Origin of the sequence: Cohnella hashimotonis, from assembly GCF_030014955.1 — a bacterium.
GTDB classification, from domain to species: Bacteria; Bacillota; Bacilli; order Paenibacillales; family Paenibacillaceae; genus Cohnella; species Cohnella hashimotonis.
Genome location: NZ_JAGRPV010000001.1, coordinates 3446458 through 3458847 on the forward strand (window position 1 = coordinate 3446458; position 12390 = coordinate 3458847).

Below are 12390 nucleotides of genomic sequence, written 5' to 3' on the forward strand. Positions count from 1 at the left end.
AACGCTTAAGAACGCAGCGCCCCGCTCCTCCTTCGCAAGGCGATTCTGATTCTGATCAGGAACGCTGCCTATCGAACCTCCATTAATTCGCTCGTTACCTTCCAAAGGTTGCCCGTTTTCTCGCCTTGTTCGGCCTGGATCGTAAAATAAGCGGCTGTGTCTCCGCTGCTTCGAAGCCAGAAAATAATCGCCTTCCCTGCCTTCTCGTTCCAGAGAATCGCCGGATAAGCGTCACCTTTTTGCAAGCCTTTTTTACGCACATCGCTCATCATCGCATCATTAAATGAAAAAGCTTCCTCCATCGGCATTTGGTTCGTTATTCCAATAGCCGTGTCTCCGCTGCTGACTAATTTCCAATCTTCTTTAGCGTTGATCACCTTATTTTGCAATAGCAAATCTTCCGCGATGGACCAGTTATTTTTTATTTTTAACACGATTTCCGGTGGCATACCATCGAACAAAGGAGATGCATATTGAATATGCGCAGTTCCATTTTGAATTTGTTCGAGCGGTGTGTCGGTGTGTGTGGCTTCTGTGCTTCGATCAAAGACCAAGAACAAAACGCCGCAAACACATCCAAAAATAGCCGAGCAAATGAGCCGTTTATTTTTCATCAAAAACACGCCTCCATTTAAGTTTGTCGGATATCCAAAACCGGATTTGCGCGGCACGGCTGTCCGATGGACCATACGACAGTCGCCCGATGCATTTGCTTTCCTTCATGAGCTCCTTTTTCGACTTTTACTTTGAATTCACCTGCATATTTGCATGTATTTATTGAATTGTCGTTCGTCGATAGAAATACCTGTATTCATGCAGGTATTACGCCTCGCAAAACATCGAATGACTCGGGCACGCTGAAAGTGCGCTCGCTTACCCGTCACGGCTCTCCCCAGCTTATTGCTGTTTCAAGTAAAAAAAAGACTGCCCGCGTATGGACAGTCTCGGAATTTTAACCTTCAACCAGCGTCAACCTCGCCTGACCTTCCTGTCTCCGAGCGATTTCCAGCTTGCGGATCCGGTTGCGGTCTTTTTCGCGAATGATAAACGCCAAATTTTCCTCCTCGTAAATCCAGGGTACGTTCTTGGGCAGATCGGGCTGCATCGCGAACAGCCAGCCGCCGATCGTATTCACCTCGTCGCTCGGCAGTTGCACCTCGAACAGGCGGCCGACTTCGTCGACGAGCGTCTTGCCGTCCACCACGTACTTGTCCTCGCCGATCTCCTCGATCGGCTGAATCTCGTCCTCGTCGAATTCGTCGCGGATCTCGCCGACGATCTCCTCGAGAATGTCCTCGATCGTCACCAAGCCCGCCGTACCGCCGTACTCGTCATGCAGCAGCGCGATATGCTTGCGCTCGGCCTGCATGCGGATCAGCAAATCCTTGACGGGCATCGCATCGGGCACGGACAGCACCGGCTGCAGCAGGGCACCAAAGTCAAACTCCGGATTGTTGTCGTAGTTCAAGAAAAACTGCTTCGTGTTCACGAAGCCGATAATATCGTCCTTGCTCTCGCCCGCGACCATGAAACGCGTATACTGCTCGCGCTTGATCGTCGCCAGATTGTCGGCGAGCGATTTGCCTCTGTACAAGCACACCATGTCGGTCCGCGGAATCATAATGTCCCTGGCCAGCAGTCTGTCGAACTGGAATATCCGGTTCACGTAGCCGAACTCTTCTTCATTGATCTTGCCGCTCTCATAGCTCTCTGACAGGATCAGCCGAATCTCTTCTTCGGAGTGAGCCTCCTCGTGCTCGCTGGCCGGCTTCATGCCGAACATTCGGATGAGGCCGTTGGCGGAGCCGTTAAGCGCCCAGATAAACGGGTACATCACCTTGTAAAACCAGACGATAACCGGCGCGACGAGCAGCGAGATCGCCTCCGCCTTTTGGATGGCCAGCGTCTTCGGCGCCAACTCGCCGAGCACGACGTGCAAGTAGGTGATGAGCGCGAATGCAATAATGAAGGACAATACATGCGACACGCTCTCCCCGATATGAAGGGAGTGGAACAACGGCTCGAGCAGTTTCTCTACCGTCGGTTCCCCCAGCCAGCCGAGACCCAGCGCGGTGATCGTAATCCCGAGCTGACAGGCGGACAGGTAGCCGTCGAGGTTGGCGATCACCCGCTGAACGGCAACGGCATTTTTTCTTTTTTCCATGACCAGTTGGTCGACGCGGCTTGAACGGATACGAATAATCGCGAATTCGGTAGCGACGAAGAAGGCAGTAAGCAGAATGAGCAACGCAACCCACACCAAGTTAAGCCCTAGCATTCGCAGTCACCCCCTTCAATCGCCTTGCGGGCGATGGCTGCTGTGCGATAGACTAGCGGTCGTAAGCTGCGTAAATCAGATTCTGTGTCCACGTACGATTGTCTCCTCCTGCTCCAAATGGATTGTCCAAAATTGATCTAGTTCATACATACGCAAGAAATAACGATTTAGATTCAAAAAAATCCGATTTTTATCCCATACCCGCTTCTATTAAACTTCAAACATGCATTTAGGCGTCTATTTCCATTGACAACAAGGCCGGCGCTTGCTAATATTTGAAAACAAATTATTCCTACATATTTTATCAGATTATAAAAGCGAAGGAGACTTTTCATGAAAACAATCGCTATTGATTCGCGCAAACTTCTCGTATCGGCTCTCATTGCCGCTACTCTCGCCGGCGGTTCGCAAGCATTCGCCGCCACCCCGGCCAGCACGACTGTCCAAGGGCACGAGGTACAAGCCTCCGAGTATGCTTCGTTTCTGAAGGATAAATATTCGATCGCGCTGACGGCTGGCCTGACCAAAGGCGAATTCCTGTCCGCATTTGCCGAGGCCCTGAAGGCGCAGCCCGCCGAAAAGCCTCACACCTTTACGGATCTCGCCGCCTCCGACCCGCTTTATCAGGATGCCGCAGCGCTGTATGCCCTTGGCGTCATTACTGCCGATACCGTATCGGCAGGCCAACGCCTCTCCGCGATCAATGCGGTTCAAATCGCTGTCAAGGCAGCCGGTCTCAAGGAGCTCGCCTACACGTATCCTTCTTCCAAGACGGCAGCCGCGCTGGCCAAGGTCAAGCTGAAGCCGGAATGGCTCGGCACAACAGCCGCGCAGGAGGTGGCCGCCGCGATCGACACAGGCCTTCTGCCTTCCTCCTATTTTAAGGAGATTAAGCTTAAAGGCAGCGCATCGCGCGAACTCGCGGAGGTACTGATCGGCCAGACGATTACCGTCCAAGGATTGTACAAGCATTATCTCGGTTACGCCTCCGACGCCGACATCTATGCCAAGCTTCAGGATGCGTTCGCACAATCGGACATCATACAGTCGCCTGAACTGCAAGCGGTCGTAGACGCCGCATTGGAGCGCAATATCGTCACCGGCTACAACCTCAAAGACAGCCGGTACGAAGCCAACTTCGTCGACGGTTTGTCGCTCATTTACGGCCACTCCGATCTGAGGCATGCCCTTCAGCTGATCGGACTGCTGCGCAGCGAAGGCATCGACGCCAAAGTGCAATTCGAGCCCAAAACGTCCGCCTTTATCTACTTAAAGGAATGGGGCGAGCCCGGCGTATCCGACCTCTACACGGTCAAGCAGATCGCGAACGGCAATTATATCGAATACGCCAAGGAATACGACATTGCGTTCGAATTCGCGAACGCGGCCGACAAGCAGCGGTTCGACGGCATCGTCGCGGCTTATGCGAAGAAAAACGAAGACGGCCAAAAGGGCCTCCTGTACGGCTCGTGGTGGCAGCCGCTTTACTATTCGCTGACCGAGCTGCCCGGCTACAAGAAAATTACGAACAACAAGATCGAACACGGCCATTATTATGCGCAATCGTTCTCGCTTCAAAGCAGCTCGCAAGCCGTGGCCGCAGGTTTCCGCGAGATCGATCCGGCCGTGTCGGTAATCAGCTACGATTTTTGGACGGACGTGCCTTTCTTTAACTATTTGAACGGCGAATCCAAATAAATCGCGCGACCGATTATTTTGTTCACCGGAGGACCGCCGCAAGGCGGTCCTTTTCGCTTGCGCGAAATTGATCCGAAAATCCATTTGCGGGTAGTATATGTAAGGAAACATTTCAACCGATATCGCGCGCGGAGGTTATTTGAATGGAAGTCTTCGAGATTATTTTATTTATGCTCGCGATAATCGCCCTGTCCAACATCGTCAACCGGCTCTTGCCCGCCGTCCCCCTGCCGCTTGTGCAGATCGCGCTCGGCATGACGCTTGCGGTTCTGCCGATCGGTCATCATTTGAAGCTGAATCCGGAGCTGTTTTTTGTGTTGTTCATCGCCCCGCTGCTGTTCAACGACGGCCAGCGCACGCCCCGTGACGAGCTTTGGGAGCTGCGCGTACCCATCCTGCTTATGGCGCTCGGGCTCGTGTTCGCCACGACCGTCGGTGTCGGCTATATCATCCATGCGATGATCCCTTCGATCCCTCTTCCTGCCGCATTCGGTCTTGCCGCGATCCTGTCGCCGACGGATGCAGTCGCGGTAACTTCGATGGCCGGACGCGTATCGCTGCCGAAGCGGATCCTGCGGCTGCTCGAGGGCGAAGCGCTCATGAACGACGCATCGGGTCTTGTGGCTTTCAAATTTGCGATCGCCGCCGCGGTTACCGGTTCCTTCTCGCTTATCAACGCCACCGGCAGCTTCCTCCTGATCTCGCTGGGGGGAATACTATGCGGGACGATTGTCGCGGCGCTGCTGATCCGGCTGAGACTGTTTTTGAGACGTTGGGGCATGGAGGACGTCACCGTACATATGCTCATTCTGATCTTGACGCCCTTCCTCATCTTCCTCGCGGCGGAGGAGCTCGGTTTGTCCGGCATTCTCGCCGTCGTCGCCGGAGGCGTCGTCCACGCCGTCGAAAAGGACCGCATGGAATCCCGCATGGTCAAGCTGCAGATCGTATCGAAAAGCACTTGGTCCGTCATTTTATACGTTTTAAACGGACTCGTATTCCTGCTGCTCGGTCTGCAGGTGCCTGACGTCGTCAACGTCATCTTTTTCGAAAATCCGATCAACAACGGTATCGTGATCGGCTATATCGCCGTCATTTTCGTTTCGCTCATCGTCATTCGTTTTTTGTGGGTGTATCTGTTCTGGGAAAATCGATTCTCTCGAAATAACGGCCGATCGATGCGCGAAGGCCTCGGCATGTCGATGCTGACCTCGCTGTCAGGCGTTAGAGGCGCCGTCACGCTGGCGGGCGCCTTCTCGATCCCCCTCGTGCTCGATAACGGCGATGCGTTCCCGCAGCGCGATCTTATTTTGTTCCTGGCTGCCGGCGTGATTCTCATCAGTCTCATCGTGGCCAGCGTCTGCCTGCCGTTGCTCACTCGGAGCGAGGACGCCGGTCCGACCGATGAAGAGGAAAAGCTCAATGCGGCGCGCATCGCCACGATCAAGGCGGCGCTGCGGTTCCTCGCTGAATCGATGAACGAAGACAACCGCCATGCGTCCCATGCCGTCATCGCCCAGTACGAGGCCAGAATGCGACGTTTGTCCTTGCACGAAGAAGAACAAGCGGAGGGCATCGAGCTCGCCGTCGGTGAAAACGAGGCCCGCTTGATCGGACTTCAGGCAGAACGCAAAGAAATCGCGCGTATGTTCAAAGCCGGCGAGATTCCCGATTATGTGGCTAACCGGTTCAACGATTCGTTCGCGTCGCTCGAGGAGGCGCTCTCGCGTCGCTCCAGAATGCGTATCCTATTGCTGTCGCGAGGGCTTAGAAAGCTGGGGGCGGCGATTATCAAGCCGAAGGAACTAGAGCCCAGGCTGGACAAGAGCATCATCCGCAAAACGAAGCTGAAAACGTGTCAGGCCGCGATCGGCGCGATCCGCGCGCAAATGAAGAAGGAAAACCGCAAGGCTTCGCTAAACGTCATCGGCCAATATAGAGAGATCATTCGCGCGATCTCGCGGAAAAACGAAGATCCGGAAGACGAGCTGCTGCAGCGCAAGTTGCGCCAGGAAATCCAGCTGCGGGCGTATCAGGTGGAACGCGACGAAATTCAAGCGATGTACGAGCGAGGCGAAATCAAGCGGGACATGGCCAATGCGCTGCGAAAGACGATCAGTTATTCGGAAGCCAGCATCCTGGAAGGAGAGCTGGCTTAAGCCTGCTCTCCTTCGTCGATAATGGCGATCGTACCGGCGCCGGCGCCAGGACGGTTATCGGTCGCGCTTGCCGCGCCGCAGCAGGAGAACGGCCAAGCCGGCGCCGAGCAAGACGCCCGCGCAAAGCGCGTAGCTCCGAATGGTGTTCTTTGGAGACTCGGAGGCATCATGCCCTGTTGAATCCCCCTTCTCGCCTTGCTGGCGGGAAAAGGCGGATATGGCGACTTCTTTTTTGACCGGCGACAGCTTGCCCGAGAAGTAGGTTCCTCGTTCGCTCTCATACATAACATCTCCGCTCGGATAAACCCTAACGACCGGCGACGCGTTTTTCGGATAAAGGCCCCATATCGCTTCGTCCGCGACCCATTCGCTTGAAAACCCGGCCTCGGTATGCAGATCATAGCGCTCACCCTTGGCAAAAAGCAGCCGCACGCCGAAGTTGGCGAAGCCGTAATCGAGCATCTCGGCCATGTCCGCATAAGCGATATTCTTGGACCCCGCCTTCAGCACGACGCCGATGAGCGACATGCCGTCCCGCTCGGCGGCTCCGACTAGCGTGTTGCCGGATGCGATCGTATATCCGTTCTTAATGCCGGTCGCACCCGGATAATCGGTCAGCATTTTGTTATGGTTCTCGAGCGTAGTCGTCCATTCGAGCCCCGTCCAAGGAAGCTTGCGCGTCGATACGATCTGCCGGAACGTCTCGTTGTCCATCGCGTAACGAGCCAGCATCGCCATATCGGAGGCTGTCGTATATTGATCCGGATCGGGGAGTCCGGACGGATTGACGAAGTTGGAATCGTCAGCGCCGATCGTATCCCGCATAAAGGCATTCATCCGCGCCGCGAATTTTTCCTTCGTACCGTCGATCTGCTCGGCGATCGCGGTCGCCGCGTCGTTGCCCGAATTAAGCATCATGCCATACAACAGCTTCTCCATCGTGACCTGCTCGCCCTCGGCGAGATAAACGCGGGTGCCGTCCTCGCCGCGCGCGGTTTTGGACACCGTCGCGATATCGTCGAGAGACGAATGCTCCAGGGCGACGATGGCAGTCGCGATTTTCGTGATACTGGCCGGATACAGCCGCTCATCGCCGTTTTTAACGTAAAGAACGTTCCCCGTATGCTGCTCGATGAGCATCGCGGCTTCGCTCTGCGCCTCGGGCGGCGCCGAAGGATCGGCAGGGCCGGCTGCAGCCGCAGAGCTTGCAAATATCAAAGAAACGACCGTCGCGGCGATCCAGGTCCAACCTATCCGCCGCCTGCTCTGCTGCCCCATTAAGCGTACCCCCGTTGCCGTGTTCGACCGCCGATTGCTTCAAGCGGATATCCGCATTGCCGATTTTCATTCCCGGCCGCTTCGATTCATATTTAATTGTGCAGCGGTTGCCTTATGTACGTTTTATTTTCTGCGCCGCTTGTAAATGGAGACGACGATCAGCACGGTAAGAATCAGTCCGATGCCGAAAACGACGGTTGCGGACATGGAAAATCCGGCTGCGCCCGCCTCCCCCGCTTCTCCCGCTTTTTCCTCGATGATCTGTCTGGCGCCCGAAGGCCATTCGATCGTTCCGTTCACGCAAAATCTCCTCTCAACGAAAAAATACATATGCATGGCTGCAACAAGAAAGCGCCCTCTTCGCTAATCGAAGGGGGCGCCGGCTTGGCATGCCGCCGAATCAATCGAGCCCGTGCTCTTCGCGGATGCGGTACAAACCTTGAATCAACAGATCGGCCGGGTCGCGGTTAAGCAGATAGTGCGCCATCAAAAAATGCAGCGGCATCGCGCACACGTTGTTCCCTTCCGTAATCGACGGAAAGCCGGCCTCCACGACAGGCCCGTGCTCCTCGTGAAGCTCGAGATCCGCATGCACCGGCTCCGGCGCGAACTCTTCGCGAACCGACTTAACGCAATGCGGTACGATGACCTTGTCGATCAACGCCTTCGCCTCATCCTCGGACTGGGGCGGCATCGGCAGCAGCCTGCCCTCAGGAGACTTCATCAAATCGACGTAAAAGGATGACAGCCACTGCGAAGGATCCTGCTTCGTCTGGAAGCCCGCGATCATCTCGCGCAGGAAAAATCCGCTGACGTAAGGCTTGCCGTCGGGCGACTTCACCATATAAGTAAAGATCGGACCGTATGCCTCGTGGTTCATCACCTGGCCTTCGACCTGCTGCTCGCCGAACTCCATTTTCAAGGCCGTCATGCCGTTGTAGTGTACGGCCGCGATCAGCTCCTGCGCCTTTTCGGCTTCGGTCTTGTCCGCTCCAGCCGCCTGCGCGTCCGGGTTATGCTGCTCTTCTTTAAGATCGTTGTCGGTTGTCATCTTCTTCATCTCCTTGCCTTGCTTCCATGATAGCATCCCGCGCCCATAAGTGAAAGCGCTCTTCGTCAGAAATTCCGATAGACGTAAGGATCGTCGGGCTTGTCGATGCGCGCCCATTCCTTGACTTTAAGCACCGGAATCATTTGCTTGAATGGCTGATAGTATTCGCGCGTCAGCTTGCCGGTAACGCGCAGCCAGTCGTCGTCCGACAGCTTCGTGCCGGCCGGCATCTGGACGAGCATGCCGAACACGCCGGAATCGGCGACGCAATGAATGAAACCGAAGCGAAATACGAAATAGGACGAGGCGCCGACTTCATCCCCTTTGTAGGCGAAGCCGTCGAACGTAATCGTCTTGTCCGCGAATTCGTCCGCGTAATTGTACAGAACCTCCATGCCCTTCAAATAGTTCGTATCGTTCAATTCGACGGAGGACTGGGCCGCAAAGTCGGCCATGTCCTTCTGTTTGACCTTGTCGTAATTTTCGGTGCTGTAGAACACGCTTGTGTCCGGCCGTAAAAACTGATGATAGCCGGCGTCCTTGCGGCGCTGATCAAGCTCGGGAAAGGAGAAACCCTTCGCTTTGACGAAGCTTGAATCCAGCGTCGCGACCGGCAGGAAGATGCCGGTGAAAATCGGTACGGCAAGCACGAGATAGGTGAAGCCGCGCCGCCACTTCGTGCGGCCTACATGCGAGTGGCCCGAATGCCCGTCATGATCGTGGTGATCGTAATCATGGTGATCGTGATGGTGATCGTGATTGTGGTGATCGTGATTGTGGTGATCGTGATCGTAATCGTGATCGTGGCTATGGTCGTGCTCAGCCAATGCCGTCTTCGCCGCAGCTTCCTCGGATTTCCTTTCCGCGCGGTACACCTTGACGAATTGATACAGGCTGAGCAGCGCCAGCAGCACGATCGCGCTGACGGACAGGTAGGCATATTTCATATTGATGTACTTGTCGAGATCGCCTGTCCGATGGAGCAGCAGAAACATGAACGCCAGGCCGAAAAGAATAGCGAAACGGATCATCCGAACAACCTCCCTACGATCAGAGAACCGGCTACGGTGAATACCGCCACGAGCGCGATCAACGCGACGACGAACCGCGTGCGAAAGGCGCTGAGCAGCATCAGCGTATTCTTGATGTCGATCATTGGCCCGAATACCATGAAGGCGGACAGCGATCCGACCGTAAAGCTGCTGCGGAACGACGAGGCGATGAACGCATCCGCCTCCGAGCAGACCGACATGACGAATGCGAGCACGATCATGACGAGCGATGCCTTGAGCGGATCGCTGCCCAGCTCCAGCAGGTACGACGTCGGGATGTACGTCTGCATCGCCGCGGCCAGAAAAGCGCCGATGACCAAGTACTTGCCGACATCGAAAAATTCGTCGATGCCGTGCGATACGACCGAGGACAGCCTGGCCCGGGTCGATGGCTTGGCGACCGCCCTGATCGAAGGCTCAAGCGCGGCTGCGACGGGCGCGACGACGTCGCCGGAAGTCTCCGAGGCCTGGCGCAGCTGCGAGCCGCGGAAGATCAGCGCGACGGCGAGCGACACGCAGAAGGCAACGGCGATTGCCAGACCCGCGCGGATGCCGACCATCCGCCAGTCGTTGCCGAAGGCGATAAAGGTCGCGAACAGGACGATCGGATTGATGATCGGCCCGGACAGCATGAAGGCGACGCCGGCGTTCAGCGGCATCCCTTTCAAGACGAGCCTGCGGGTGACCGGGACGATCCCGCATTCGCAGGAAGGGAACAGCAGGCCGATGCCGCATCCGAAGCATGTCCGCAGAAAGACGTTGCGCGGCATGATTTTTGCGATCCAGGCCTCCGTCACGAATGTCTGAATGACGCCGGACACGAGCACGCCGATCAGCACGAACGGTATCGCTTCCATGATCATGCTGATGAAGATCGTATTCAATTGCAAAAAAGAAGTCACTTGAGATCACTTCCGCTGAAAAAAGTATGAAGCCGATTCTTTTATTATGGATATTCTGCTTAAAATAGCAAACGGCGCCGGGCGCCTAATCAAGCAAGCCATAGCCCGTAGGCTGGCCATAACTTCCAGTTGCGAACGTTTCGATAGCCATTTAAAATATGTAATTTATGCTTCACCGCCGAAAGGAACGTGCTTCTTTGAACCCCATCTCTCAAAAGCCGCCCGTCGCGCCTGCCATTCCGCTGCTCGTCGGCATGATCGCTATCTCGTTCGCGCCGATCCTCGTCCGCTATTCGGACGCTCCAGTCGCCGTGCAGGGCATGTGGCGCATGCTGTTCACGCTCGTTCTCATGCTTCCCTTTGCCGGAGGGAAGCAGCTTCGCGCGCTGCGGGCGATAAAGCCGGCCGACTGGGGGCTTCTACTTGCGGCAGGCTTCTTTCTTGCCCTCCATTTCCTGCTCTGGATGGCATCTCTTAGCTACACGTCCATCGCAAGCTCCACGTTGATTCTGTCGCTCGAACCCGTATTCGTCATGATCGGCGCCTATTTCCTGTTCGGGGACCGCCTCTCGCGAAAAGCGCTTGCCGGTCTGGTCGCCGCGCTGATCGGAATCGCGATCGTCGGCGCAGGCGATTCGAGCCTGTCCGGCGACGCGCTGAAGGGCGATCTGCTTTCGTTGCTCGGCACGGTCGCGGTGGCCGTCAACATGCTGCTCGCCAAACGAATTCTGGAACGCGTGCCTTCCTTCCTTTACAGCCTGGTCGTATTTGCCGTTACTGCTTTTTGCTTCTATCTTTATAATGTCGGGACGGGCGCGGATATGGCCGGGTATCCCTCGCGGGAATGGCTCGTCTTCGCGGGACTGGCGATCGTGCCTACCGTATTCGGCCATTTGATCTTCAACTGGCTCCTGCACTACGTCAAACCTGCGACGATCTCCATGAGCGTGCTCGCAGAACCCGTCGGCGCGAGCATTCTGGGTTTGATATTGTTCGGGGAAGCGATCGGCAACTGGCAGTTGATCGGCGGCGCGTTCGTCATCGCAGGCCTCACGCTGTATATGCGTTCCGAGGCGGAGGCGTACGATCTTCCGGCAGAACAAGCTTCATGACCGAACCGTCAAAAAAGGCCACCTGCAAGGTGGCCCTCATTCATTTGAAAAACCGTTCGCGTACGCAGTCGGTCATCCACTGGTTCACTTCCCACAGGTCCGCGACAGGCGCATTCGTAAACGGCAGCGTATGCATGTAGCCCGGAGGCCCGAACTCCGCCGTAAAAGTTGCCTGCAGCACGCCGTTTAGACGCTTCGCTTCGAATATCCGTTCCCACCATCCAAGATAGATCTCAAGCTCCGTACGATATTCCGGCGCCGACGGATGCGGCACCTGCGGCCCTTCCGGATATCCGATCCGTCCGTGAATATGAAGCGTGCGTTCGATCGCTAGCGCCAAATGCTCCTCCTGATCCGCGAGATGAGATTCGCATACGTTCATCCAGTGGCTGAAATCCGCCGTAATGCGGAGCTCCGGAAATTTGCGCAACAGTCTCGCCGTCGTCCAGGGCGTGAACATCGCTCTCTGCCGGTGGGTCTCGTGACCGATCGGGATGGCTATACGCGCCTCCGTCTCGAGCGCCGCTTCGAAAAACCGGTCCTGCTCGGCTTCCGTCATGCTGTCGCGGGCGCTGTGCGAGACGATAAGCAGCGGCTTGAAGGAAGCGGCATACGCCGCTTGCTCCGAGAAGCTGCCGATATGATCCCCGCTCGAAAAAACTTGGGCGATGTACGCGAGGCCGTGCTGCTCAAGCAAAGCGCCGAACGCCTCCGCCTGCTCAGGCGAAGGCGGCGGTGTCTCGATCCCCGTGTAGCCCGCCTCGGCAGCCCGCTTCACTTGTTCGGCGAGCGTGCCGTCCAGCCCCCAAAACGATTTAAAAAATTGAAGCTGCATTCCATTCATCCTCTCCTGAACGATC

General features: G+C 56.1%; 11 protein-coding genes. 3 read left to right on the top strand and 8 right to left on the bottom strand.

The window, feature by feature from the left end; all coding sequences use genetic code 11:
- Nucleotides 1-68: 68 nt before the first annotated feature.
- Both KB449_RS13805 and KB449_RS13810 read right to left on the bottom strand, forming a co-directional pair.
- Nucleotides 69-614 carry a hypothetical protein gene (locus KB449_RS13805; protein ID WP_282908938.1) on the bottom strand — a complete coding sequence of 182 codons (546 nt, stop codon included), beginning with the start codon at nt 612-614 and terminating at the stop codon, nt 69-71.
- A 338-nt stretch (nt 615-952) separates the two neighbouring features.
- A complete protein-coding gene (locus KB449_RS13810) occupies nt 953-2278 on the bottom strand; it encodes a hemolysin family protein (protein WP_282908939.1) in 1326 nt (441 codons plus the stop codon).
- Between the two features lie 333 nt (nt 2279-2611).
- Between KB449_RS13810 and KB449_RS13815 the strand changes: the two genes are divergently transcribed.
- Together KB449_RS13815 and KB449_RS13820 are read left to right on the top strand one after the other, a co-directional pair.
- On the top strand, nt 2612-3976 hold the full coding sequence (locus KB449_RS13815; protein WP_282908940.1) for a hypothetical protein: 1365 nt from the start codon (nt 2612-2614) through the stop codon (nt 3974-3976).
- Nucleotides 3977-4119: 143 nt separating this feature from the next.
- Nucleotides 4120-6135: a Na+/H+ antiporter gene (locus KB449_RS13820; protein WP_282908941.1), complete on the top strand. Its 2016-nt coding sequence runs from the start codon at nt 4120-4122 to the stop codon at nt 6133-6135.
- Between the two features lie 54 nt (nt 6136-6189).
- On the opposite strand, the gene KB449_RS13825 is transcribed toward KB449_RS13820, so the two are convergent.
- The 5 genes from KB449_RS13825 to KB449_RS13845 form a co-directional block, all read right to left on the bottom strand.
- On the bottom strand, nt 6190-7413 hold the full coding sequence (locus KB449_RS13825; RefSeq protein ID WP_282908942.1) for a D-alanyl-D-alanine carboxypeptidase family protein: 1224 nt from the start codon (nt 7411-7413) through the stop codon (nt 6190-6192).
- Between the two features lie 123 nt (nt 7414-7536).
- Complete coding sequence (locus KB449_RS13830) at nt 7537-7713, bottom strand: hypothetical protein (RefSeq protein WP_282908943.1); 177 nt, start codon at nt 7711-7713, stop codon at nt 7537-7539.
- 100 nt (nt 7714-7813) lie between these two features.
- Nucleotides 7814-8464: a hypothetical protein gene (locus tag KB449_RS13835; RefSeq protein WP_282908944.1), complete on the bottom strand. Its 651-nt coding sequence runs from the start codon at nt 8462-8464 to the stop codon at nt 7814-7816.
- 65 nt (nt 8465-8529) lie between these two features.
- Complete coding sequence (locus KB449_RS13840; RefSeq protein ID WP_282908945.1) at nt 8530-9495, bottom strand: TIGR03943 family putative permease subunit; 966 nt, start codon at nt 9493-9495, stop codon at nt 8530-8532.
- Nucleotides 9492-10379 (bottom strand): permease, encoded by an 888-nt coding sequence (locus KB449_RS13845; RefSeq protein ID WP_434082555.1) that lies wholly within the window; start codon nt 10377-10379, stop codon nt 9492-9494. The genes KB449_RS13840 and KB449_RS13845 overlap by 4 nt, the downstream gene beginning before the upstream one ends.
- A 236-nt stretch (nt 10380-10615) precedes the next feature.
- Between KB449_RS13845 and KB449_RS13850 the strand changes: the two genes are divergently transcribed.
- A complete protein-coding gene (locus KB449_RS13850; RefSeq protein ID WP_282908947.1) occupies nt 10616-11530 on the top strand; it encodes a DMT family transporter in 915 nt (304 codons plus the stop codon).
- A gap of 40 nt (nt 11531-11570) precedes the next feature.
- Here KB449_RS13850 and KB449_RS13855 read toward each other — a convergent pair whose 3' ends face one another.
- Nucleotides 11571-12365, bottom strand: a complete 795-nt coding sequence (locus KB449_RS13855; protein WP_282908948.1) for a sugar phosphate isomerase/epimerase family protein — start codon at nt 12363-12365, stop codon at nt 11571-11573.
- Nucleotides 12366-12390 lie beyond the last annotated feature (25 nt).